Source organism: Mycobacterium sp. ZZG, assembly GCF_054786995.1.
The window spans coordinates 61,745-84,972 of the sequence record NZ_JBTBFV010000002.1 but is presented as its reverse complement, the minus strand read 5'-3'; the positions used below and the strand labels follow the sequence as shown (position 1 = coordinate 84,972).

At 68.6% G+C, this 23,228-nt stretch carries 21 protein-coding genes; 17 read left to right on the top strand and 4 right to left on the bottom strand.

Translation table 11 applies throughout. The features are described from left to right. Nucleotides 1-5: 5 nt before the first annotated feature. Complete coding sequence (locus ACXMYJ_RS01885) at nt 6-992, bottom strand: LLM class F420-dependent oxidoreductase (RefSeq protein WP_443187228.1); 987 nt, start codon at nt 990-992, stop codon at nt 6-8. Between the two features lie 121 nt (nt 993-1,113). On the opposite strand from ACXMYJ_RS01885, the gene ACXMYJ_RS01880 reads away from it, so the two are divergent. The 10 genes from ACXMYJ_RS01880 (at nt 1,114) to ACXMYJ_RS01835 (ending at nt 11,875) form a co-directional block, all read left to right on the top strand. Then, a complete protein-coding gene (locus tag ACXMYJ_RS01880; RefSeq protein ID WP_460353616.1) occupies nt 1,114-1,818 on the top strand; it encodes an ATP-binding protein in 705 nt (234 codons plus the stop codon). A gap of 7 nt (nt 1,819-1,825) precedes the next feature. Next, nucleotides 1,826-3,892, top strand: a complete 2,067-nt coding sequence (locus tag ACXMYJ_RS01875; protein ID WP_460353613.1) for a helix-turn-helix transcriptional regulator — start codon at nt 1,826-1,828, stop codon at nt 3,890-3,892. A gap of 34 nt (nt 3,893-3,926) precedes the next feature. After that, a complete protein-coding gene (locus tag ACXMYJ_RS01870; RefSeq protein ID WP_460353610.1) occupies nt 3,927-4,997 on the top strand; it encodes an NAD(P)-dependent alcohol dehydrogenase in 1,071 nt (356 codons plus the stop codon). A gap of 11 nt (nt 4,998-5,008) precedes the next feature. Further along, nucleotides 5,009-5,500, top strand: a complete 492-nt coding sequence (locus ACXMYJ_RS01865; RefSeq protein ID WP_460353607.1) for a nuclear transport factor 2 family protein — start codon at nt 5,009-5,011, stop codon at nt 5,498-5,500. Between the two features lie 58 nt (nt 5,501-5,558). Next, nucleotides 5,559-6,737, top strand: a complete 1,179-nt coding sequence (locus ACXMYJ_RS01860; RefSeq protein ID WP_260755659.1) for a hypothetical protein — start codon at nt 5,559-5,561, stop codon at nt 6,735-6,737. Between the two features lies 1 nt (nt 6,738). Then, on the top strand, nt 6,739-7,389 hold the full coding sequence (locus tag ACXMYJ_RS01855; protein WP_260755660.1) for a DUF4129 domain-containing protein: 651 nt from the start codon (nt 6,739-6,741) through the stop codon (nt 7,387-7,389). Further along, on the top strand, nt 7,386-8,525 hold the full coding sequence (locus tag ACXMYJ_RS01850; protein WP_260755661.1) for a DUF4350 domain-containing protein: 1,140 nt from the start codon (nt 7,386-7,388) through the stop codon (nt 8,523-8,525). The genes ACXMYJ_RS01855 and ACXMYJ_RS01850 overlap by 4 nt, the downstream gene beginning before the upstream one ends. A gap of 38 nt (nt 8,526-8,563) precedes the next feature. Continuing rightward, nucleotides 8,564-9,484: an AAA family ATPase gene (locus ACXMYJ_RS01845; protein WP_260757838.1), complete on the top strand. Its 921-nt coding sequence runs from the start codon at nt 8,564-8,566 to the stop codon at nt 9,482-9,484. A gap of 10 nt (nt 9,485-9,494) precedes the next feature. Continuing rightward, entirely contained in the window at nt 9,495-10,820 is a 1,326-nt protein-coding gene (locus tag ACXMYJ_RS01840; RefSeq protein WP_260755662.1) for a DUF58 domain-containing protein, read from the top strand. Between the two features lie 170 nt (nt 10,821-10,990). Further along, nucleotides 10,991-11,875 (top strand): hypothetical protein, encoded by an 885-nt coding sequence (locus tag ACXMYJ_RS01835; RefSeq protein WP_260755663.1) that lies wholly within the window; start codon nt 10,991-10,993, stop codon nt 11,873-11,875. A gap of 92 nt (nt 11,876-11,967) precedes the next feature. Here the strand turns inward: ACXMYJ_RS01835 and ACXMYJ_RS01830 are convergent, their stop codons facing one another. Next, entirely contained in the window at nt 11,968-12,960 is a 993-nt protein-coding gene (locus tag ACXMYJ_RS01830) for a stage II sporulation protein M (RefSeq protein WP_260755664.1), read from the bottom strand. A gap of 28 nt (nt 12,961-12,988) precedes the next feature. Here ACXMYJ_RS01830 and ACXMYJ_RS01825 point away from each other — a divergent pair, with 28 nt between their 5' ends. Continuing rightward, nucleotides 12,989-13,834 (top strand): RDD family protein, encoded by an 846-nt coding sequence (locus ACXMYJ_RS01825; RefSeq protein ID WP_460353602.1) that lies wholly within the window; start codon nt 12,989-12,991, stop codon nt 13,832-13,834. A 57-nt stretch (nt 13,835-13,891) separates the two neighbouring features. On the opposite strand, the gene ACXMYJ_RS01820 is transcribed toward ACXMYJ_RS01825, so the two are convergent. Then, nucleotides 13,892-15,229 carry a carotenoid oxygenase family protein gene (locus tag ACXMYJ_RS01820; protein ID WP_460353598.1) on the bottom strand — a complete coding sequence of 446 codons (1,338 nt, stop codon included), beginning with the start codon at nt 15,227-15,229 and terminating at the stop codon, nt 13,892-13,894. Nucleotides 15,230-15,340: 111 nt separating this feature from the next. Here ACXMYJ_RS01820 and ACXMYJ_RS01815 point away from each other — a divergent pair, with 111 nt between their 5' ends. The 5 genes from ACXMYJ_RS01815 (at nt 15,341) to ACXMYJ_RS01795 (ending at nt 20,777) form a co-directional block, all read left to right on the top strand. After that, a complete protein-coding gene (locus ACXMYJ_RS01815; protein WP_460353596.1) occupies nt 15,341-16,051 on the top strand; it encodes a GntR family transcriptional regulator in 711 nt (236 codons plus the stop codon). A gap of 103 nt (nt 16,052-16,154) precedes the next feature. Then, nucleotides 16,155-17,717, top strand: coding sequence for an NCS1 family nucleobase:cation symporter-1 (locus tag ACXMYJ_RS01810; protein ID WP_260755668.1), 1,563 nt, complete (start codon nt 16,155-16,157; stop codon nt 17,715-17,717). A 62-nt stretch (nt 17,718-17,779) separates the two neighbouring features. Further along, entirely contained in the window at nt 17,780-18,295 is a 516-nt protein-coding gene (locus ACXMYJ_RS01805) for a PadR family transcriptional regulator (protein WP_460353590.1), read from the top strand. 91 nt (nt 18,296-18,386) lie between these two features. After that, nucleotides 18,387-19,082 carry a PadR family transcriptional regulator gene (locus ACXMYJ_RS01800; RefSeq protein ID WP_260755670.1) on the top strand — a complete coding sequence of 232 codons (696 nt, stop codon included), beginning with the start codon at nt 18,387-18,389 and terminating at the stop codon, nt 19,080-19,082. A gap of 60 nt (nt 19,083-19,142) precedes the next feature. After that, the gene (locus ACXMYJ_RS01795) at nt 19,143-20,777 is read left to right on the top strand and encodes a peptide chain release factor 3 (protein ID WP_260755671.1); all 1,635 of its coding nucleotides are present in this window, start codon (nt 19,143-19,145) and stop codon (nt 20,775-20,777) included. A gap of 136 nt (nt 20,778-20,913) precedes the next feature. On the opposite strand, the gene glpK is transcribed toward ACXMYJ_RS01795, so the two are convergent. After that, the gene (gene glpK / locus ACXMYJ_RS01790; protein WP_443187230.1) at nt 20,914-22,431 is read right to left on the bottom strand and encodes a glycerol kinase GlpK; all 1,518 of its coding nucleotides are present in this window, start codon (nt 22,429-22,431) and stop codon (nt 20,914-20,916) included. Between the two features lie 60 nt (nt 22,432-22,491). Between glpK and ACXMYJ_RS01785 the strand changes: the two genes are divergently transcribed. Beyond that, nucleotides 22,492-23,226, top strand: a complete 735-nt coding sequence (locus tag ACXMYJ_RS01785; RefSeq protein ID WP_396885340.1) for a class I SAM-dependent methyltransferase — start codon at nt 22,492-22,494, stop codon at nt 23,224-23,226. Nucleotides 23,227-23,228 lie beyond the last annotated feature (2 nt).

Sequence of the window (23,228 nt, the reverse complement as noted above, 5' to 3'; positions counted from 1 at the left end):
GCCTCTCAGTGGGATGCGGAACGGAGCTTGTCCAGCAGCGGCGCCGCTGCCTCCTTCAAGAACGCTTCCTGACTGTCGCCGCCGATCTGGATCAGCGCGATGTCGGTGAAGCCCGCTTCCCAGTATTCACGCACCGATTCGACGATGGCGTCGAGGTCCGGCCCGCAGGGAATGGACCCGGCGACGTCTTCCTTGCGCACGAACTGTGTGGCGCCTTCGAAGCCGGCGGTCGTCGGCAGATCGGAGTTCACCGCCCACCCGCCGGCGAACCAGCGGAACTGGTCATGGGCGCGGTCGATCGCCGCGTCGCGGTCGGGGTCCCAGCAGATCGGGATCTGGCCGATCACCCGCACGTCGCCGGGCAGCCCGGTAGCCCGTCGTGCCTCATGCCACGAGTCGACGAGATGCTTGTCGGGCTGGACCGCGACGAGGTGGTCGGCCAGCGGCGCGAACTGCCGCACCGACCGGTCTCCGGAAACCGCCGTCGCGATCGGCACCGGCACCTCGGGCACGTCCCAGAGTCGCGCCGAGTCGACCTCGAAGTACTCCCCCTTCCAGTCGACCATGTCGCCGGTGAACAGCTCACGGATGATCTGGATGGCTTCGGAGAGCATGTCCTGGCGGCGCGCCACCGTGGGCCAGCCCTTGCCTACGACGTGCTCGTTGAGGTTCTCCCCGCTACCCAGGCCCAGTGTGAACCGGCCGTCGGCGAGCAACTGCAGGGTCGCGGCTTTCTGCGCGACGATCGCGGGGTGGTAGCGCAGGGTCGGGCAGGTCACGTACGTCATCAGCTCGACGCGTTCGGTGGCGTGGGCGACGGCGCCCAGCACCGACCAGGCGTATGGCGCGTGGCCCTGGGAGGACAGCCAGGGAAAGTAGTGGTCGCTGGACACCTCGAAGTCGAAACCGACCTGCTCTGCCGACACCGCATAGCTCACAAGGTCTTTGGGTCCACTCTGCTCGGTCATCAGGGTGTAGCCGAAACGAGTCATGCGCCCCGGAGTACCCCGACGTGCGTATGCAAAACGATCACCGACTCTGGCCCTCGCCTGAACGGGCCTATACCGTCTTGACCAGCATCAACCACCCAGTTACCCGAGCCGGGAGGCCAAGGTGGAGCTCATCGGCCGCCGCGCGGAGCTGAGCGCCCTCGATGCTCTGCTGTCCGCGGTACGAGACGGACACAGCAGGGTGCTGGTGCTCAGCGGTGAGGCGGGGATCGGCAAGACCGCGCTGCTCGACGTCGTGACTTCGCGCGTACCGGACTGGCAGATCACCCGCGTCGCCGGAATCGAGGCGGAGATGGATTTCGCCTACGCCGCGCTGCACCAACTCTGTCTGCCGCTTTCGGAACACGTCGACCGTCTCCCGGCGCCCCAACAGACCGCGTTGGCAACGGCGTTCGGACAGCAACCGGGCGCCACATGCGATCCGTTTCTCGTGGGTCTGGCCATGCTGAACGTCGTGTCCGAATCGGCCCAGCACGGACCCGTGTTGTTAGTTATCGACGACCAGCAGTGGCTCGACCGCGCCTCGTCCCTGGCCGCCGCCTTCGTCGCCCGCCGCCTCGCCGCGGAGCCGGTGGGGGTGGTGTTCGCAGCACGCACGACCGGCCCGGAACTGCGAGGGCTCGCCGAACTGCCGATCAGCCGGTTGCCCGAAACAGCACTCACGGACTCTGCTGGCTCGCAGCCTGGACGGCCCGCTCGACGTCCGGGTCCGCGACCGGATCGTCGCCGAAGCCCGCGGCAACCCGCTGGCCTTGCTCGAAATCCCTCGGGCTCTGGCCCGAACCGCGCTGGCAGGCGGCTTCGGTGAGCCCACGATGCCGTTGACGCACAGTCTGGAGGGCGCGCTGCGGAAGCGCCTGCACGACCTGCCCCTGCCCACGCGCAGACTCCTGGCACTGGCGGCGGCGGAACCGGCCGGCGACGCATTGGTGCTGTGGCGCGCCGCCGAGGTGCTCGGCATCCACTCCGAGGCGGCGGTGTCTGCGTCGGAAGCTCGACTGGCCGAGTTCGGTAGTCGAATCACTTTCCGGCACCCACTGTTTCGATCCACGGCGTACCGGTCTGTACCGCTGTCCGATCGCCAGAAGATCCACAGCGCGCTGGCGGCGGTGATCGATCCTGCGCTGGACCCCTACCGTCACGCCTGGCACCTCGGCCATGCGGCCGTCGGCCCCGACGAGGAGGTGGCCAACGAACTGGAACGCTGCGCGAGGGGCGTCCGTACGCGAGGCGGGATCTCCGCCGCGGCGGCGTTCCTCGAGCGCGCCTATGCGTTGACAGCTGATCCGGCCCACCGCGGGGGCCGCGCTGTCGCCGCCGCTGCCGCGAAAGCCCAGGCGGGCGTGTTGGACGAGGCCACGGACCTGCTCCGGCTCGCCGACGCCGGCCCGCTGACCGAAAGGCAGCGCGCCGAGGCAGATCTCGTTCGCGCTGAACTCGCCTACATCAGGAGCCACGGCAGTGACGCCGCGCCACTGCTGCTGGCAGCCGCGCGTCGGTGGGAAGCCATCGACGCCTGTCGCGCCCGCGAGACATATCTCGATGCCATGTCCGCGGCGCTCTTCGCGGGACGGCTCGCCACCGAGGGCGACATGCTGGAGGTGTCCGAGGCCGCCTGCGCTGCTCTGCGGGCGCAGCGCTTGTCCACACCGGCCGACCTGTTGCTCGACGGACTGGCCACCCAGTACAGCAGCGGATTCCAGAAGGGCCTGCGCGCCGTGAAGAAGGCGCTCTCATGCTACGGCCGCGGGATGACCGTCGATCAGGAGCTCCGGTGGATGCTCGTGGCGTGTCTGGCGGCGTCTCGCGTGTGGGATATCGATCGTCTTGAATCGCTATCGCTCCGCTACCTCGGGCTGGCCCGCGAAACCGGAGCCGTCAGCCACCTCCCGCTGGCCTTGAGTAGCCGATTCCTCCCGCTGCTGTATACCGGCGACTTCGAGTCCGCCGATCAGGTGACCCAGGAAATGTGCGTCGCCATCGAAGCCATGGGCAACAATCTCAGCCCCTACTGCGCCATCGTGCTGGCGGCATGGCGAGGGCGACGGGATGAGCTGCGATCGCTGTGCACGGTAACGCGCCGGGACGCCGAGGGCCGCGGCGAAGGACACGGACTCACCGTCATCGCCTGGGCGCAGGCCGTCATGGCGGTCGGCGGATGCGACTATCGGGCCGCGCGCGACGCAGCTGCCTACGCGTCTTCCTACCGCGGCGACGGCGGAGCGTCATGGTGGGCTCTCGCCGAGCTGGTGGAGTCGTGTGCACGCCTCGACGACCTCGCGACCGCGGGCGCCGCCCTCGACCGGCTGACGGAGATGACCACTCCGAGCGCCACCGACTGGAGCCTCGGTATCGAAGCCCGCTGCCGCGCACTGGTCAGCGGCGGCCCAACTGCCGAAAAGCTGTACTGCGAGGCCATCGACCGCCTGGACGCGGCCGGATTGCGTCCCGACGCCGCCAGGGCTCGGCTGCTCTACGGTGAATGGCTGCGCAGGCAGAGGCGGCGGCTGGACGCCCGCGGCCAGTTGCGGGCCGCCCGCGAGAACTTCGACGCCATCGGAATGCACGCGTTCGCCCAGCGCGACGGTCGGGAGCTGCTCGCGACCGGAGAAACCGCGCGGCGACGCACTGCTGCCCCGGCCGTTGCCGCCCTCACCCCGCAGGAAACTCAGATCGCCCGCCTGGCGCGCGAAGGTCTGTCCAACCCCGAAATCGGTGCGCGACTGTTCATCAGTGCGCGGACGGTGCAGTACACCTGGGGAAGGTCTTCACCAAGCTCGGGATCCGCTCCCGTAGCCAGCTCGACAGCGTCCTCGCCGAACGTGAGAACCGCTGATCCGGACTGGCCACTGGCCGATGCGAACGGCCCCGCGTCCCGGTGACGATTCCTTGTGCCCACCGACGCAAGGAGTGTCCATGAAGATGCGGGCCGCGCGAATGTACGGCTACAAGCAACCGCTGCGTCTCGAAGAAGTCGAGGTGCCCGCCCCCGGCCCCGAGGAGGTACTCGTCCGGGTGGGCGGCGCGGGTATGTGCCGCACCGACTTCCAGCTGGTCGACGGCTACTTCGACAACGGTCTGGCGATGGACTTCCCCATCACCCCGGGGCATGAGGTGGCGGGCTGGGTCGATGGTGTCGGTTCGGGGGTGCCGAGAGCAGCCGGCCTGGCCGAAGGGGATCAGGTGGTGGTGTTCGGCAGCTGGGGTGACGGCGCCTGCCGGCAGTGCCACGAAGGCAACGAGCAACTGTGCGCGCACGGCGTCTGGGCGGGGTTCGGCCGCCACGGGGGGTATCAGGAGTACCTTCCGGTCAACTACCGGTATCTGATCCGGATCCCGAGCCGGGGCGAACTGTCGCCGGACAACCTGGCGCCGTTGACCGATGCGGGATTGACGCCCTACCGGGGCTTGAAGAAACTTTGTCGCGCCGGGCATCTCGGGCCGGGACGCACGGTGGCGGTGTCCGGTGTCGGCGGGCTGGGCAGCTATGCCACCCAGTACGCGAAGTTGTTGGGCGGCGGGGCGCAGGTGGTCGCGTTCGCACGCAGCGACGAGAAGCTCAAAATCGCGCACGACAACGGCGCCGACCACGTCATCAACGTCCGGGACAAGGACACCGATGCCGTCCGCACCGAACTCGAATCTGCCACTGGGCGAGCAGAACTGGATGCGATCATCGAATGCGCCGGCGCCGAGGAATCGATCCGTCTCGCGTTCGCATTGCTCGCGTCCGGGGGCGCCGTCGCGTCCGTCGGACTCATCGGTAACCGCATCGACATTCCTTTGTTTCCCTTGGTAGCAAGGGAATACACGTATTTCGGGTCGTTCTGGGGTAACTACAACGACCTCACCGAGGTGCTGGCGTTGGCGCAGGAAGGACAGATCAAGCACTCGGTCACCAGGGTCCGCTTCGACGACGTCAACGAGACCTTGGAGGCGATCGCCCGCGGTGACGTTCTCGGGCGCGCGGTCATCGTCTACGACTGACGGGGCCGAGGATGCTGACCCGATTGACGGCTGCCGCGCTGTTGACGACGACATTGTTCATGGCACACCCGGGAGCCGCGATGGCACAACCCCATGATCGGACCGAGGCCCACAATCTGGCCACGGTACGCGCGGGTTTCGAAGCATGGGCTGCCGGCACCGGCAGCCCCTACGACATGCTCGCCGAGAACGCGACTTGGGAAATCGTCGGCAACTCCGCGGCGTCGCGGGTCTACCACGGTAGAGAGGACTTCCTGGCCAATGTGATACGGCCGTTCAACGTGCGCATGGCCCAACCCCTTATCCCGGACGTCCGCGACATCTACGCCGACGGCGGCACAGTCATAGTGTTCTTCGACGCCGAAGGGACAGCACGCGACGGCGTCCCCTACCGGAACACCTATGCCTGGATACTGACCCTCACCGACGGCGAGATCGAGAAGGGCACCGCGTTCTTCGACGCGATCGCGTTCGACGACCTCTGGCGGCGCGTACCTGCCTGACGGCGCGCCCGGACAGCCCACATTGTCAATTTCGCCGGTGATCGACAGGATGGTGGGCATGACCTACAACGCCGGCGGATACGGTCCCCCCGGACCACCGGCCCCCGGCGCGGCAGGCCCCGGTTATCCCCCACCTGGATACCAGGGGTATCCGCCGCCACCCCACTGGCAATCCCCTGGCTACCCGTCCGGCTACGCACCGGGTTACCCCGGCCCGCACTACGGCGCCCCCGGGTATCCCCCGCCGTACGGGCCGCCGGTTCTCAAACCCGGCGTGGTACCGCTGCGCCCGTTGACGCTGTCGGACATCTTCAACGGCGCGGTGGCCTATATCCGGGCCAACCCCAAAGCCACGTTGGGTCTGACGACGATCGTGGTGGTCGCCTCCCAGGTGATCGCGCTGCTGCTGTCGCTGTGGCCGTTCGCGCTGACCGGGCAGTTCGCTGAGTCCCTCGACGGTGACGAGGCCTCCACCGAGGTGCTGGTCAGCTGGATGGCCTCCAGCCTGGCCGCCGCGATCACCACTGCCCTGTCGACGACGCTGCTCAGCGGGCTGCTCACGGTGGTGATCGGCCGTTCGGTGTTCGGCTCCGGTATCACGATCGGCGAGGCGTGGCGTCGACTGCGGCCCAGGCTGTGGACGCTGATCGGGTTCACCGTGCTCAAGACCCTCGCGCTGATCGTGTGGTTCGGTGTGGTGTTGCTGGTGGTCGTGCTGGCGGTGGCCGTGGTGGACGGACCGGCCGCGTTCCTGATCGCCGCTCCGCTGGTGCTGGCAGCCGTTCTCGCCGCGGTCTGGGCGTCGGTGATGCTCACGTTCGCGCCGGCGGCCATCGTGCTGGAACGCCGCGACATACTGACCGCCGTCAAACGGTCCTTCGCGTTGATCAAGGGTGACTTCTGGCGCGTGTTCGGCATCTGGCTGCTCGCCGCGATCGTGGCTCAGTTCATCGCCGCAGCGGTGTCGATCCCGTTCAGCATCGGCGGACAGGTGGTGTTGACCGCGTCCGCCACCACCACCGCGGCGATGATCGCGATGGTGCTGTTCTCGGTCGGCGGCGCCGTCGGGCAGATCATCACCGGGCCGTTCAGCGCCGGTGTGACGGTGCTGCAGTACACCGACCGCAGAATCCGCGCCGAGGCGTTCGACCTGGTGCTGCAGACCGGCGCCGCGGCGGGGCCGCAGGCCGCGGCCGACTCCACCGACCATCTCTGGCTGACCGGCGGCCCACGCTGACGTGTCGACCATAGACATCGACCGCGACGCGGCGCGTGAGGCGGCACAGAACGAGCTCGCCAAGAACATCTATCCCAAACCCTCGGCGACGGACATGCTGCTCGACTGGATCGAGGAGTTGTTGTACCGGTTGACCGCGTCGGCGTCGCAGTTCCCCGGCGGCTGGTACACCGTGACCGTGCTGGCGGCGCTGCTCATCGTCGCGGTGGTGGTCGCGGTTCGCATCGCTCGCCGGGCCATGCGCAGCGACCGCAGCGCCGCGCCGCCGCTGTTCGGGGATCGGGTGCTCAGCGCTGCCGAGCACCGCGCCACCGCCGAACGGTATGCGGCCGAGGGTGATTGGGGGCCCGCCATCAGGCATCGGGTCCGCGCGCTGGCCCGCCGGCTGGAGGAGGACGGCGTCCTGGATCCGGTGCCGGGCCGCACCGCCACCGAACTCGCCGGCGCCGCCGGCCGCGCGCTGCCCGCGTTGGCCGGTGAACTCTTCACCGCCGCAGAGATTTTCAACGACGTCACCTACGGTGAGCGACCCAGCAGCGAGCCGCAATACCGGACCATCGCGGCGCTCGACGACCGGCTGGGCAGCCGGATGCCGAGTGCGGTTGCCGCCCAGAGCGAATTGACCCACCAGCCGTGGGCCGAGGTGCGATGAGCACCGCAGTCGGGTCCACCTTCACCCAGCGGTGGTCGGTGCTGCGCTGGGTGCTGCTGGGGCTGGCCGCGATCGTCGGCGTCGCCGCGCTGACGACCTGGCTGACCGCGCCGCGCCCCGGTGGGCACCTCGACCCGGCGTCCACCTCCGCCGACGGTGTGCACGCGCTGATCACCCTGCTGCGTGAGCGCGGCATCACCGTCGTGGAGGCCGCCTCGGTCGCCGACGTCGAACGCGAGGCACGCGCCGACACCCTGGTGGTCGCCGCGCAGACCTACCACCTGTTCGACGACGAACAGCTGCGCCGTCTCTCCGAGGTGCCGGGCGACCGGCTGCTCATCGCGCCTCTCGGCAAGACCCGCGAGGCACTGGCTCCCGAGTTGGGCAAGGCCGAAAGCACGGAGTTCGGCGGTCGCTCTCCGGATTGCGACCTGCGCGAGGCCACCCGCGCCGGCGCCGTGCAATTCGGCATCGCCGAGACGTTCGAGGCCGAGGGCTCGCTGCCGGTGACCCGCTGCTACGACGGCGTGTTGGCCCGCTACAGCAAGGAGGGCCGCACCGTCACGGCGGTCGGCAGCGACCAGTTCGTGATGAACGGCGGACTGGCCGAAGAGGGCAACGCGGCGCTGGCCATGAACTTGACCGGATCCCACCCGCGGATGATCTGGTACGCGCCGCAAAGCAGTGAGGGCGACGACTCCGACGGCGCTGCCTCGCTCACCGATCTCATTCCGCCACAGGTCGATTGGCTGGTGCTTCAGCTGATCGTGGCGGTCGCGCTGCTGGCCTGGTGGAAGGGGCGCCGTGTCGGACCGCTGGTCGCCGAGCAGTTGCCGGTGGTGGTGCGGGCCTCCGAGACCGTCGAGGGCCGCGGCCGGCTGTACCGGTCCCGCCGCACCCGCGACGTCGCCGCCGAGTCGCTGCGCACGGCGGCGCGCCAGCGCATGCTGCCCCGACTCGGCCTCACCGCGGCGGCGGCACCGCACGACCTCAGCCTGGCCGTCGCCGCCCGGTGCGGGCTGGATTCGGCATCGGTCGCCCATATTCTGTACGGGCCGGCGCCGGCCACCGACGCCGAACTGGTCAACCTCGTTCGCGCACTCGACGACATCGAAAGGCAGGTCGCACAGTCGTGACACAGCCCACCCAGCACGAGGGTGCCCGCAATGCGCTGATGGCTCTGCGCAGCGAGATCGGCAAGGTGGTGGTCGGGCAGGACGCCGTCGTCAGTGGCCTGGTGATCGCGCTGCTGTGCCGGGGGCACGTGCTGCTCGAGGGTGTTCCCGGTGTCGCCAAGACACTGCTGGTGCGCACGCTGGCCGCGGCGCTGCAGCTGGACTTCAAGCGGGTGCAGTTCACCCCCGACCTGATGCCGGGCGACGTGACGGGATCGCTGGTGTACGACGCACGCACCGCCGAGTTCGAGTTCCGGGCCGGGCCCGTGTTCACGAATCTGATGCTGGCCGACGAGATCAACCGCACCCCGCCCAAGACGCAGGCCGCGCTGCTGGAGGCGATGGAGGAACGTCAGGTCAGCGTGGACGGGAAGCCACGGGCCCTGCCCGACCCGTTCATCGTCGCCGCCACCCAGAACCCGATCGAGTACGAGGGCACCTACCAGCTGCCGGAGGCGCAGCTGGACCGTTTCCTGCTGAAGCTGAATGTGCCACTGCCGCCGCGGGATCAGGAGATCGCGATCCTGAACCGGCACGCCCACGGATTCGACCCCCGCGATCTGTCGTTCGTGAGGCCGGTCGCCGGACCCGCCGAACTGGCCGCGGGCCGCGACGCGGTCCGTCAGGTGCTCGTCGCCGACGAGGTGCTCGGATACATCGTCGACATCGTCGGCGCCACAAGGAATTCCCCGTCGCTGCAGTTGGGCGTGTCTCCGCGTGGCGCGACGGCGCTGCTGTCCACCGCGAGGTCGTGGGCGTGGCTGTCGGGCCGCGGCTATGTCACCCCCGACGATGTCAAGGCGATGGCCCGGCCCACCCTGCGGCACCGGGTGGCGCTGCGGCCCGAAGCCGAGCTCGAAGGCGCCACCGCCGACGGGGTGATCGAGGGCATCCTGTCCGCGGTGCCTGTGCCGAGATAGCCGGCGTTTCGTGGTTCTCACCGGTCGCGTCGGGCTGATCGCGCTGTTGTGCGCGCTCCCGGTTGTGCTGTCGCCCTACCCCGCAGCGACTTTCGCGGTTCTGGCGGCGCTGCTCGCGGCCGCGGTGGTGCTCGACGCGGTGCTCGCGGGCAGTCCCCGCGCACTCGAACTGAGCCGCGGGGGTCCGACGTCGGCGCGGCTCGGTCAGCCGGTGACCGCGGAGTTGACGGTGCGCAACACCGGCCGCGCGCGGTTCCGCGGCGTGATCCGCGACGCGTGGGCTCCCAGCGCGCGGGCCGAACCGCGAGTGCAGCCGGTGAACATCGCTGCCGGGCAACGGGTCACGCTGCGATCGGAGTTACGGCCGGTCCGTCGCGGGGACCAGGTGTCGGCGCTGGTGACCGCCCGGTCGATCGGCCCGCTCGGGCTGGCCGGCCGCCAAGGTTCGCATCGGGTGCCGTGGCGGATCCGCATCCTGCCTCCGTTCCTGTCCCGCAAGCATCTGCCGTCGCGGCTGGCCCGGCTGCGGGAGCTGGAGGGCATGACGCCGGCGCTGATCCGCGGCCAGGGCACCGAATTCGACTCGCTGCGGGAGTACGTGGTCGGCGACGACGTGCGTTCGATCGACTGGCGGGCCACCGCCCGGCGCGCCGACGTCGTGGTGCGCACCTGGCGACCCGAACGCGACCGGCGGGTGCTGATCGTGCTCGACACCGGACGCACGTCGGCGGGCCGGGTCGGGGTGGACCCCACCGGATCAGACCCCGCCACGGGCTGGCCCCGCCTGGATTGGTCCATGGACGCCGCGCTGTTGCTGGCCGCGCTGGCCGCGCGTGCGGGCGATCACGTCGACTTCCTGGCGCATGACCGCGAGACCCGCGCGGCCGTGGTCAATGCGTCCCGCACCGACCTGCTGGCCCAGCTGGTCGCCGCGATGGCGCCGCTGGAACCCGCGCTCGTGGAATCCGACGCGCGCGCGATGGTCTCTGCGGTGCAGCGCCGGGTGCGGCGCCAGGCGCTGGTGGTGCTGCTGACCGACCTCAACGCGTCAGCGATCGACGAGGGCCTGCTGAGCGTGCTCCCGCAACTGACCGCCAGGCACCGCGTGATCGTCGCCGCGGTGGCCGACCCGCGGGTGGACAGGCTCGCCGCGGGGCGGGCCGACGCGGTCGAGGTGTACGACGCCGCCGCTGCCGAACGGTCCCGCAACGACCGCCGCGCGGTGGCCTCCCGGCTGCGCGGGATGGGCGTGGAGGTGGTCGACGCGCCGCCGGAGGACCTCGCGCCGGAGCTGGCCGACCACTACCTGGCGATGAAGGCCGCCGGCCGCCTGTAGCCCCCTGCCCGGTTCTCACCGCGAGCAGACACAAACTCGCACGGATTCGACCCTTTCAGTGCGAGTTTGTGTCTGCTCGACGGAATATCCCCGTCCACAATCCGAGTTTCATCCACAGCGACGCAGGTGAGTCGGCTGCCCGGTGGGCTGCACGGTATGAGGATTCGGGGGTGCAGGATGCCGTTCGACAACTCTTCCTGACCGGTGGCGGGTATGCGACGACGGCGGCGCTGCTGCAGGTGCTGACCCGGCAGCAGCTCGACGTACAGGTGCGGCGCGGCACCTTGATCCGCGTATGGCACGGGGTCTACGCACCTGCCGAGCCTGATCGCTTCGGCAGGCTGGTGTCCCTGGACAAATACCTCGGCCTGCCCGCGGTCGCCTGTATGGGCACTGCAGCCGCACTGTACGGATTCGACACCGAGGGCACTGCCGCGGTGCACATCCTCGACCCCGGCCGCCGGATTCGTCCCGCCCCGGGTCTAGTGGTGCACCAGCGCCTCGGTGCGCCACTGCAGCGTGTGAATGGCCGGTTGGCGACATCACCCGCATGGACCGCAGTCGAGATCGCGCGCACCTTGCGGCGGCCTCGCGCGCTCGCGACGCTCGACGCGGCCCTGCACGCCGGGTCGTGCACGCCGACCGATCTCGGTGAGGCGATCGCGGAGCAGCGCGGTCGGCGGGGCATCGTGGCCGTACGTGAACTTCTCCCCCTCGCCGACGACCGCGCCGAATCTCCGATGGAGAGCGAGGCAAGACTGGCAATGCACGAGCACGACGTGCCCCGCCCCGAACTTCAGTATCTGATTCACGGCCGGTGGGAAAGCTGGCGCGTGGACTTCGCCTGGCCCGATTACCAGGTTGCGGCCGAGTACGAGAGCGTCGACTGGCACGCCGGCCGTGACGCGATGCTGAGGGACAAGGCGCGATTCGCGGGCATCCAGCACGCGCGTTGGACGGTCATTCCCATCACCGTCACCGACGTTCGCTTCCATCCGGAGCGGATGGCTGAACGGATTCGGGAGCACCTATGGCGAGCTGCCGCGGCCAGCTGAGACCGCGACTGTGGACCGCGAGCAGGCGCAAACTCGCACGGTTGACCCCAGATTCGTGCGAGTTTCTGTCTGCTCGCCGAAACCCGGAACGCTCAGCTGGTCGGCACCACGTCCGGCACATCCTCGATATCGCCGGTCTCGCCGGCCAGCGCGGCCTTGCGGCCGAAGTGGAACACATAGCCGAAGAAGCCCACCACCGCGGCCACCCCGATCGCGACCCGCTCGAACGTCGGCAGCGACGACGGCGTCACGAATCCCTCGATCGCGCCGGCGAGCATCAGCACCACCGCCAGGCCGATCGCGACGGCGACCACGGCGCGGCCTTGTTCGGCCAGCACCTGCCCGCGGGGACGGTCCCCCGGCGAGATCACCGACCAGCCCAGCCGCATACCGACCCCGGCCGCGACGAACACCGCGGTCAGCTCGATGAGTCCGTGCGGGGTGATCAGGCCGAGGAAGACGTCACCCTTGCCTGCCTGAAACATCAGTCCGGCGTTGACCCCGAGGTTCGCCGAGTTCTGGAACAGGATGTACGGAATCGGGATTCCCAGCAGCACCGACATGCCGATGCACTGGGCGGTCACCCACGCGTTGTTCACCCACACCTGCAGCGCGAACGACCCGGCCGGGTGCTCGCTGTAATAGTTCGCGAACTCGTGGTTGACCAGCTGCTCGATCTCGCCGGGCGTGCCGATCGAGGCCTGCACCTCCGGCGAGTGCGCCACCCACACCGCGATCACGGCCGCGACCGCGTAGAACACCACCCCCGAGGCCACCCACCACCGCCACGACCGGTAGACGACGACGGGGAAGGACACCGTCCAGAACCGGACGAACTCGCGCCACAGCGGCGCGTGAGCGCCGGTGACCACCGCCCGCGCCCGGGCGACTAGGCCGGAGAGTTTGCCGATCAGCACCGCATCCGAGGACGCCGAGCGCACGATCGACAGGTGGGTCGACACCCGCTGGTACAGGTCGACCAGCTCGTCGACCTCCGCACCGGTGAGTGTGCGGCGCTTTTTCACCAGATGTTCGAGGCGCTCCCACGTCGGCCGGTTCGCCAGGACAAACGCATCGACATCCACTCCAGGGATTTTAGTAGCGTGGCTGATTATGGTTGGCCAGCAACAGCCCGTGGTGACCGGTGACGCCGTCGTCCTCGACGTGCAGATCGCCCAGCTGCCGGTCCGCGCGCTGTCGGCGCTGATCGACGTCGTCGTCGTCTTCGTCGTGTACGTGCTCGGTGTGATCCTGTGGGCGGTGACGCTGTCGCAGTTCGATTCGGCGTTCTCGGGTGCGGTGCTGATCATCTTCACCGTGCTGGCGCTGGTCGGTTATCCGACGATCTTCGAGACCGCCACCCGCGGCAAGACGCTGGGCAAGATGGCGCTGGGGCTGCGCGTGGTGTCCGAGGACGGCAGTCCGGAGCGCTTCCGTCAGGCGCTGTTCCGTGCGCTGGCCGGGTCGATCGAACTGTGGATGCTCACCGGCGGCCCCGCCGTGCTGTGCAGCATGCTGTCGCCCAAAGGCAAGCGCATCGGCGACGTCTTCGCCGGCACCGTGGTCATCAGCGAGCGTGCGCCCCGCCAGGCCCCGCCACCGGCGATGCCGCCGCAGCTGGCCTGGTGGGCCACCACGCTGCAGCTGTCGGGCCTGAACCCGGCGCAGACCGAGATGGCACGCCAGTTCCTTTCTCGCGCAGCACAGTTGGATCCACAGGTGCGCGATCAAATGGCCTACCGGATCGCCACTGATGTCGCCGCACAGATCTCGCCGCCGCCACCACCGGGCACCCCGCCGGCGATGGTACTGGCCGCCGTCCTTGCCGAGCGGCACCGCCGTGAACTGGGTCGCATGCAGCACGCGCCGGCACCGACGCCCACCTGGACCGCCCCGCCCCCGCCGAGTGCACCGGCACCGCAGCCCCCTGCGGGCAACGGGTTCGCACCGCCGTCGTAGACGGCAATCGAGCAGAAGCCGTCGTAGACGGCAATCGAGCAGAAGCCGTCGTGAGGGCTACCCGGCGATCCAGTTCCCGTGGAAGCCATACGGAACTCGCTGCGGGAGTTTGATCCTCGCCACCGGTGCGCCGGAGAAGTCCGAGGCGTCGATGATCACCAGATCGCTGCCGTCGCGTGCAGGGTCGTACACGTAACCCAGATACCATCCGCTGCTCTCGTCTGCGGGCCCGGACGTCGACGGCACGAAGACCGCTTCTCCCGGTCCACCCGGCGAAGTGTCGGTGCCGAACCGGTGCTCGACGGCCGAGCCGGTGACCAGATCGTGGCGGATCAGGCTGGCCTCGCCGACCGAGACCGCATACCGGGCCGGCAGCGTGGCCAGCCGGTCGTCGATCCGCGGGAACTCGACCACCCGGTCGTCGAGCTGGCTTTCGTGCACCGCCCCGGTCGTCAGGTCGATCGTCCAGGTCCACATCACCCCGTCGGCGTCGAATCCACCGTTGCCACGCCATAATTCGGGATAGCGAACGCCCTGCACCACAAGCGTCCGGCCGTCATCGTGTGCGTTGGCGACGTGGAAGACGTAGCAGGGGTCGATGTCGAACCAGCGCACCTCGCCGAACGGGTCGTCGCGGCGCAGCACCCCGAACCGGGCGCCGTAGGTGTCGTCCCAGCGGTAGGGCATGTCCCGGCCGCCACCGACCGCGATGTCGATGTTGAACACGATCGGCAGGTCCATGAACACCACGTAGTTCGCCGTCAGCGCGAAGTCGTGCATCATCGTCAACGCGGGCACGTCGAGCGGACGGTCGATCACCAACTCGCCGTTGGCATCTGCGCGGTGGTAGGTGACGTGGGGGGTGAAGATGTTGCCGTAGCCGAAGAAGTGAAGTTCACCGGTGGTCGGGCAGATCTTCGGATGCGCGGTCATCGAGTCCGCCAGCCTGCCGCCGAAGTCAAAGGCCCCTACAGTCTCCAGGTCGTCGGTGATCTCATACGGCAGAGATGATTCGACCAGTGCCAGGGTCCTGCCGGCGTGATTGACCACGTGGGTGTTGGCGACGCTGGCGCGCAGGTTGCGGGTGCCGTCGGAGTTGTACAGCGGGAACGGGTCGATGAAGCTGTCCGTGCGCACCCAGCGGTTGCGGTACCAGGCGGCGCGGCCGTTCTCGATGCGGACGCCGTGGATCATGCCGTCGCCGGTGAACCAGTGCCCGGTCGCCTGCCGTGGGTTGGGGCCGTTGCGCAGGTACCAGCCTTCCAGCTCGGCGGGAATCGCGCCCTCCACCGGCAGGTCGAACGCGGTCAGCTCGTCGGGAATCGGCGCGTAGTTGCCGACCTTGAAGATCTCGTCGGCGTCGACCGGAGTGGGCTTCGAGGTGGTCTCGGTCATGGGGCGCAACCTCCTGTCACGGTCGCTCCACACTGACACCCCACTAATGACCTGTCAATAGTGGAATGTGTTTGTGTCGCGAACCCCCCGTATGCGGAGGAGGATCACAGGATGCCTGATCGCCGACACTCCGCGGCGCTGTTCAAGGCGGTCGTGGGCCGCGCCGGCACGCCGGCGCCGAACATCGTCGACGAACTGCGCCGGGTGATCCTCGACGGCGCGGTGCCGCCCGGCACCCCGATCCCGGTGGGCGAGGTCGCCGACCTGTTCGGAGTCAGCCACATCCCGGTCCGGGAAAGCCTCAAAACCCTGACCGGGGAAGGACTGGTGCAGCACCGGCCGAACGCCGGCTACGCCGTCGCGCAGCTGACGGTCAGCGAACTCGCCGAGATGTACCTCGTGCGTGAGACCCTCGAGTCGGCCGCGATGGCCGCCGCCGTGCACAGGGCCACCGCCGCCGACCGCGCCCACCTGACCGAGACACACGAAAACATGGCACAGACACTGAAGTTCGACGACGCCCAGACCTACCACCGCTACAGCAGGCAGTTCCACATGGCGCTCAGTCGCCCGTCCTGCATGCTGCGGCTGGTGCGCATGCTCGAAAACGCCTGGAACATCACCGAACCCGTGCAGCTGATGGTGCACGTCGGCCGCGACCAGCGCACGATGCTGCACGAGGACCACCGCGTGATGCTCGACGCGTTCCTGGACCGGGATCCCGACGCGCTGCTGGCGGCCGCGGCGACGCACAACAAGCGCCTCAACGGGGTGGTGGCCTCGCTGCCCGCCGACACCGGACTGGTGATCGACGGCGCCTGAGCGGCGAGCCGGCGAAATATATTCTCGGCGCAACGGTGGAGAAACACACCGAAACTAGCTTCCGTGCATCGACGTTCTTCGCCTTCGAGCAGGGAGCTGATCCATGACAGACATCCGAGACCTGCCTCCGGGCGCCCGAGTCGACGCCGACGACATGGTCGAAGCCTCCGGGCATCCCGTCGGCGCAGGCCTCATCAAGGCCGGCTACGACCCGCGGCTGACCAACGAGGATCTGGCACCGCTGGCCAAGCAGCGCTGGACGTCCTACAACATCTTCGCGTTCTGGATGTCGGACGTGCACAGCGTCGGCGGGTACGTCACCGCGGGCAGCCTGTTCGCGCTCGGCCTGGCCAGCTGGCAGGTGCTGATCGCGCTGCTCGTCGGCATCGTGATCGTCAACATCTTCTGCAATCTGGTGGCCAAACCCAGCCAGCGGGCCGGCGTGCCTTACCCGGTGGTGTGCCGCAGCTCGTTCGGCGTGCTGGGCGCCAACATCCCGGCGATCATCCGCGGCCTGATCGCGGTGGCCTGGTATGGCATTCAGACCTACCTGGCCTCGGCGGCGCTGGATGTGGTGCTGCTCAAGCTGTTTCCCGGACTGATGCCCTACGCCGAGGTTGAGAACTACGGCTTTGCCGGGCTTTCCCTGCTCGGCTGGGGCAGCTTCCTGCTGCTGTGGGTCCTGCAGGCATGCGTGTTCTGGCGCGGCATGGAGTCGATCCGCAAGTTCATCGACTTCTGCGGACCGGCCGTCTACGTCGTGATGTTCATCCTCTGCGGTTACCTGCTGTACCGCTCCGGCTGGCATGTCAGCCTCACCCTCGGCGGCGAGAAGAACGGCAGCACGCTGGCGGTCATGCTGGGTGCGATCGCATTGGTCGTCTCGTACTTCTCGGGCCCGATGCTGAACTTCGGCGACTTCTCCCGGTACGGCAAGTCGTTCGAGGCGGTCAAGAAGGGGAACTTCCTCGGCCTGCCGGTCAACTTCCTGGTCTTCTCGCTGCTGGTGGTGATGACCGCCGCCGCGACGGTCCCGGTGTTCGGCGAGCTGCTTACCGATCCCGTCGAAACGGTGGCCCGCATCGACAACACGATGGCGATCATCCTGGGCGCGTTGACATTCAGCATCGCCACCATCGGCATCAACATCGTCGCGAACTTCATCTCGCCGGCGTTCGACTTCTCCAACGTCAGCCCGCAGCGGATCAGCTGGCGGATGGGCGGCATGATCGCCGCGGTCGGCTCGGTGCTGATCACGCCGTGGAACCTGTACAGCAACCCGGAGGTCATCCACTACACGCTGGAGACCCTCGGCGCGTTCATCGGGCCGCTGTTCGGTGTGCTGATCGCCGACTACTACCTGGTGCGCAAGCAGAAGATCGTGGTCGATGACATGTTCACGATGAGCCCGAAGGCCAACTACTGGTACGCCAAGGGCTACAACCCGGTCGCGGTCGCGGCGACGCTCGTCGGTGCGACGCTCGCGGTGATTCCGGTGCTGCTCGGGGGATCGGTCACCGGCATGTCCGCGGCGGCGCAGTACAGCTGGTTCATCGGGTGTGGCGTCGGGTTCGCCCTGTACTACCTGCTGGCCACCCGTGGGCCGTGGCGGATGTCGCCGCTGCGGGATGCTGTCGCCGACACCGCGGCCGAAGCCGTGGCCTGACTGCCCGCCCGGCACGGCCCCGATAGTCCACTTCTGGAATATCGGGGCCGTACTATGCCGCCATGAGCCTTCGGATAGCCGCCCTCGGCCTGTTGGCCGAGGGCCCGGCCAGCGGTTACGACCTGCTCAAGCAGTTCGAGAACTCGATGGCCAACGTGTGGCCCGCCACCCAGAGCCAGCTGTACTCCGAGCTCAACAAGCTTGCGGCCGCAGGGTTGATCGAGGTGTGCGCCGTGGGCCCGCGCGGCCGCAAGGAGCACCAGATCACCGATGCCGGACGCGCCGAGCTGCAGCGCTGGGTCACCAGCCCCCAGGACGATCCGCCGTTCCGCAGCGCGGCTCTGTTGCGGGTCTTCCTGCTCGGCCTGATTCCGCCGGAGCAGGCGCGCGCCCATCTGCACGCCATGGCCGAGCACGCCGAGGCCGAGATCCGGCGGCTGACGGCGCTGCGCGACTCGCTGACGGCAGGACAGACCGACGGGGCGTTCTTCGGGTTGGCGGCGCTGGACTACGGCCTGCGGCTGCATGCGATGCAGGCCGCATGGGCCAAGTCGGTGGAGGACCGGCTGCCAGACTGATCACATCGTCGTTGCATCGCGATAGTTTCCGATATATCGTCAACGTATCGGAAGCGCAGTCAGTGCTTCGTTCGACAGAAATGAGCACCCCATGAACACCCCTTTCACCCCGCCTGGCAGCCCGTTCGAGGGCCGCGGTTTCGGATTCGGCCCGGTCGATCCCCGCGTCCTGCACGGACGTCGTCGCGCGTCCCGGCGCGAATTCCGCGAGCACGTCCGTGAGCATCGCGGCGACGCGGGCTTCGGCCCCGGCGGTTTCGGCCCCGGCGGTTTCGGTCCCGGTTTCGGCCCCGGCTTCGGTTTCGGGCCGGGCGGCCCCGGTGCACGGCGCGGCGGACCCCGCGGCGGCCGAGGGCGGCGCGGTGACGTGCGCGCGGCGATCCTCAAACTATTGATCGACCGCCCGATGCACGGCTACGAGATGATCCAGGAGATCCACGAGCGCAGCCAGCAACTGTGGAAGCCCAGTCCCGGCTCGATCTACCCGACCCTGCAGCTGCTCGTCGACGAAGGTCTGCTCACTGCCACCGAGACCGAGGGCAGCAAGAAGCTCTTCGAGCTGACCGACGACGGTCGCGCCGCGGCCGAGAAGATCGAGACCGCGCCGTGGGACGAGATCGCAGGTGAGGCCGACCCCGGAGCGGTGAGCCTCCGCAACGCCGTTGGGCAGCTGATGGGCGCGGTCGCCCAGTCCGCGCACGCGGCCACCCCCGAGCAGCAGCAGCGCATCGTCGACATCGTGAACAACGCGCGCCGCGAGATCTACCACATTCTCGGCGAGGACTGATCCGGGCGGATCGGGCGCGATTACGGTTTCTCGGCCGCGGTCCATAAAATCGGCGGCATAATGACGAACTCCACCGAGGCGGCGACGGCGGCCGGCCCTCGATCCGACCGCGTCTCAACCGAGGCCCGACGCCGCCGAACCTTCGCAGTCATCAGCCACCCGGACGCCGGCAAGTCCACGTTGACCGAAGCCCTGGTGCTGCACGCCAAGGCCATCACCGAGGCCGGCGCCATTCACGGCAAGGCCGGCCGCCGCGCCACCGTGTCCGACTGGATGGAGATGGAGAAGGCGCGCGGCATCTCGATCACTTCGACGGCGCTGCAGTTCCCCTACATCACGCACGCCGGCGACACCTGCGTCATCAACCTGCTCGACACCCCCGGCCACGCGGATTTCTCCGAGGACACCTACCGGGTGCTGACCGCTGTCGACTCGGCGGTAATGCTGATCGACGCGGCCAAGGGCCTGGAACCGCAGACGCTCAAGCTCTTCCAGGTGTGCCGGCACCGCCGGATCCCGATCATCACCGTGGTCAACAAGTGGGACCGTCCGGGCCGCCATGCGCTGGAGCTGATGGACGAGATCCAGTCGGAGATCGGGTTGCGGCCGACACCACTGACGTGGCCGGTCGGCATCGCCGGCGATTTCAAGGGCGTACTCGACCGCCGCACCGGGAAGTTCATCCGCTTCACCCGCACCGCCGGTGGCGCGACCGCCGCCCCCGAGGAGCACATCGACCCGTCGAAGGCGCATGACGCGGCCGGGGTGGACTGGGACACCGCGGTCGAGGAGTCGGAGCTGTTGAGCGCCGACGGCGCCGACTTCGATCCAGAGACGTTCCTCGACTGCACCTCGACACCGGTGCTGTTCACTTCCGCGGCACTGAATTTCGGAGTGAACCAGCTTCTCGACGTGCTCGCCCAGCTGGCGCCGCCGCCGAGCGGGCAGCTCGACGTCGACGGCAACCGGCGCGACGCGGCGGCGCCGTTCAGCGCGTTCGTGTTCAAGGTGCAGGCGGGCATGGATTCCGCGCACCGCGACCGCATCGCCTATGCCCGGGTGTGCTCGGGCACGTTCGAACGCGGCGACGTCCTGACCCACGCGTCCACCGGCAAGCCGTTCGTGACCAAGTACGCCCAGTCGGTCTTCGGCCGGGAGCGGTCGACTCTCGACACCGCGTGGCCGGGTGACGTGATCGGGCTGGCCAACGCCGCCGCGCTGCGGCCGGGTGACACGCTCTACCAGGACGTCGCGGTGCAATACCCTCCGATCCCGAGCTTTTCGCCTGAACACTTCTCCGTCGCGCGGGGCACCGACCCGAGCAAGCACAAGCAGTTCCGCAAAGGCATCGAGCAGCTCGACCAGGAAGGCGTCGTCCAGGTGCTGCGCTCGGACCGGCGCGGCGACCAGGCACCCGTTCTGGCGGCCGTCGGGCCGATGCAGTTCGAGGTGGCCGCCCACCGGATGGCGTCGGAGTTCAGCGCCCCGATCGCACTCGAAGCCCTGCCCTATACGGTGGCCCGCATCTGCGAACCCGAGGACGCCGAAGCGCTGGGCAAGATGGCCGCGGTGGAGGTCTTCACCCGCACCGACGGCGTCATGCTCGTGGTGTTCTCCACGAGGTGGCGGTTGGAGACGGTGCAGCGGGAGAACCCCACCATGCAGTTGCGGGAACTGGTCGCGGCGGGCCAGTAGGAACAAGCTCGCCAAGGTTGGCACGGTCGCAGCCAAAGCCGCCACGTATGTGGGCCTTATGCACGCCAGATCGCTGAAATTCGTACATAACACCCACATTCGCGGCCACGCCGACGTTGACCGACGTCACCGGTGATCAGTCGACGTCGACCCAGTCCAGGGTGCGCTGCACGGCTTTGCGCCAACCCGTGTAGCCGTCTTCGCGCTGTTCGTCCGACCAGTCGGGTGACCAGCGTTTGCCCTCCTGCCAGTTGGCGCGCAGATCGTCCGGGCCGTCCCAGAATCCGGTGGCCAGTCCCGCAGCGTACGCGGCGCCGAGCGCAGTGGTCTCGGCGACGACGGGCTTGACGACGTCGACGCCGAGCACGTCGGCCTGGATCTGCATACACAGGTCGTTGGCGGTGATGCCGCCGTCGACCTTCAGCACCTCAAGGCGCACACCGGAATCGGCGGCCATCGCATCGACGACGTCGCGGCTCTGGTAACAGATCGCCTCCAACGTCGCCCGCGCCACGTGGGCGTTGGTGTTGAACCGGGACAGTCCGACGATCGCCCCGCGCGCATCCGAGCGCCAGTACGGGGCGAACAGGCCGGAGAACGCCGGCACGAAGTACACCCCGCCGTTGTCCTCGACCTGACGGGCCAGCGCCTCGCTCTGTGACGCGCCGCTGATGATGCCCAGCTGGTCGCGCAGCCACTGCACCGCCGAGCCCGTCACCGCAATCGAACCCTCAAGGGCGTAAACGGGTTTCGCGTCACCGAACTGGTAACACACCGTGGTCAGCAGTCCGTTCTTCGACCGCACGATGTCCTCGCCGGTGTTGAGCAGCAGGAAATTGCCTGTGCCGTAAGTGTTTTTCGCCTCTCCGACGGACAGGCAGACCTGCCCCACCATGGCGGCCTGCTGATCGCCGAGGATCCCGGTGACCGGGATTTCGCCGTCGGCGGGCCCGGTCTCGACGGTGACCCCGTATGGCTGCGGAGACGACGACGGCCGGATCTCGGGCAGCATCTGGCGCGGGATCCCGAAGAACCCGAGCAGTTCGTCGTCCCAGTCCAGGGTCTCCAGATTCATCAGCATGGTGCGGCTGGCGTTCGTGACGTCGGTGACGTGCACCCCGCCGCGATGCCCGCCGGTCAGATTCCACAGCACCCAGGTGTCGGTGGTGCCGAAGAGCGCGTCACCCTTCTCGGCGTCGGCGCGCAGACCGTCGACGTTCTCCAGCAGCCACTGCAGCTTGCCGCCGGAGAAATAGGTGGCCGGTGGCAACCCGGCCTTCTGCCGGATCACGTCACCGCGACCGTCACGGTCGAGTGCGGACGCGATCCGGTCGGTGCGGGTGTCCTGCCAGACGATCGCGTTGTAGTACGGCCGGCCGGTGTGCCGGTTCCACACCAGCGACGTCTCGCGCTGGTTGGTGATGCCCAGCGCCACCAGGTCGGTGGTGGCGAGCTTGGTCTTGTTCAGCGCCGTCGCCAGCACTGAGCCGGTGCGCTCCCAGATCTCGACGGGATTGTGCTCGACCCAGCCCGCCCTGGGTAGGATCTGTTCGTGTTCGAGCTGGTGACGGCCCACCTCGGCGCCGTCATGGTCGAAGATCATGCAGCGGGTGCTGGTGGTGCCCTGGTCGATTGCAGCGACGAAGTCGGCCATTCGTCCATGATGGACTACGTGAACACACGGGCCGTGCAATCGGCGGCAGACATCGGCTCCATGCCGCGCGGTGGGCCGGATGCGTCCTGCCTGGACCGCCTGCTGGAAACCGACCGTCGCGAATACCTGGACCGGGACTCAGCCGGAGATGCTGGGCTCGAGCGGACCAAGCGCAGCGTGATCCGGGCCCTGGACTGGACCGGGGAGCTGTTCGGCAACCACGACAAGTTCGCGAAGCTGGCGCTCGACGAGGTCGCCGACGTGGCCGACCCCGCAATTCTGGAGCTCGGCGCAGGGCACGGCGGGCTGTCCCGCAAGCTGCTGGAGTGGCACCCCACGGCCCGGCTCACCGTGACCGACGTCGAGCCGGCGTCCGTCGCGGCGATCGCGGCCGGGGACCTCGGGGCCCATCCGCGGGCGACGGTCCGGCAGATGGACGCGACGGCGCTGGACGCGGCCGACGGCAAGTTCGACCTGGCGGTGTTCGCGTTGTCGTTCCACCATCTGCCGCCGAAGGCCGCGGCCCGGGTGATCGCCGAGGGCACCCGCGCGGCGCACAAGCTGCTCATCATCGATCTGCCTCGCCCGCCGGCGCCGCTGCATCTGCTGCGGTTGGCGACGATGCTGCCGTGGGCGCCGCTGGTGCCGTTCGTGCACGACGGGGTGATCAGCTCGTTGCGCGCCTACAGTCCGTCGGCGCTGCGCGCGCTGGCCGCCTGCGCCGACCCGCCGGTGCACCTGGAGTTGCGTGGCGGGTTGCTCAGTCCTCAGGTCGCGGTGGCGTGGCGCCGATAGTC

Coding starts and splice junctions, on each gene's coding strand:
- ACXMYJ_RS01785 (WP_396885340.1), top strand. CDS start 22,492: ATGCCGCGCGGTGGGCCGGATGCGTCCTGCCTGGACCGCCTGCTGGAA.
- glpK (WP_443187230.1), bottom strand. CDS start 22,431: ATGGCCGACTTCGTCGCTGCAATCGACCAGGGCACCACCAGCACCCGC.
- ACXMYJ_RS01885 (WP_443187228.1), bottom strand. CDS start 992: ATGACTCGTTTCGGCTACACCCTGATGACCGAGCAGAGTGGACCCAAA.
- ACXMYJ_RS01805 (WP_460353590.1), top strand. CDS start 17,780: ATGAGCCTTCGGATAGCCGCCCTCGGCCTGTTGGCCGAGGGCCCGGCC.
- ACXMYJ_RS01820 (WP_460353598.1), bottom strand. CDS start 15,229: ATGACCGAGACCACCTCGAAGCCCACTCCGGTCGACGCCGACGAGATC.
- ACXMYJ_RS01870 (WP_460353610.1), top strand. CDS start 3,927: ATGAAGATGCGGGCCGCGCGAATGTACGGCTACAAGCAACCGCTGCGT.
- ACXMYJ_RS01810 (WP_260755668.1), top strand. CDS start 16,155: ATGACAGACATCCGAGACCTGCCTCCGGGCGCCCGAGTCGACGCCGAC.
- ACXMYJ_RS01860 (WP_260755659.1), top strand. CDS start 5,559: ATGACCTACAACGCCGGCGGATACGGTCCCCCCGGACCACCGGCCCCC.
- ACXMYJ_RS01800 (WP_260755670.1), top strand. CDS start 18,387: ATGAACACCCCTTTCACCCCGCCTGGCAGCCCGTTCGAGGGCCGCGGT.
- ACXMYJ_RS01845 (WP_260757838.1), top strand. CDS start 8,564: ATGGCTCTGCGCAGCGAGATCGGCAAGGTGGTGGTCGGGCAGGACGCC.
- ACXMYJ_RS01825 (WP_460353602.1), top strand. CDS start 12,989: ATGGTTGGCCAGCAACAGCCCGTGGTGACCGGTGACGCCGTCGTCCTC.
- ACXMYJ_RS01815 (WP_460353596.1), top strand. CDS start 15,341: ATGCCTGATCGCCGACACTCCGCGGCGCTGTTCAAGGCGGTCGTGGGC.
- ACXMYJ_RS01865 (WP_460353607.1), top strand. CDS start 5,009: ATGCTGACCCGATTGACGGCTGCCGCGCTGTTGACGACGACATTGTTC.
- ACXMYJ_RS01875 (WP_460353613.1), top strand. CDS start 1,826: ATGCCGTTGACGCACAGTCTGGAGGGCGCGCTGCGGAAGCGCCTGCAC.
- ACXMYJ_RS01850 (WP_260755661.1), top strand. CDS start 7,386: ATGAGCACCGCAGTCGGGTCCACCTTCACCCAGCGGTGGTCGGTGCTG.
- ACXMYJ_RS01795 (WP_260755671.1), top strand. CDS start 19,143: ATGACGAACTCCACCGAGGCGGCGACGGCGGCCGGCCCTCGATCCGAC.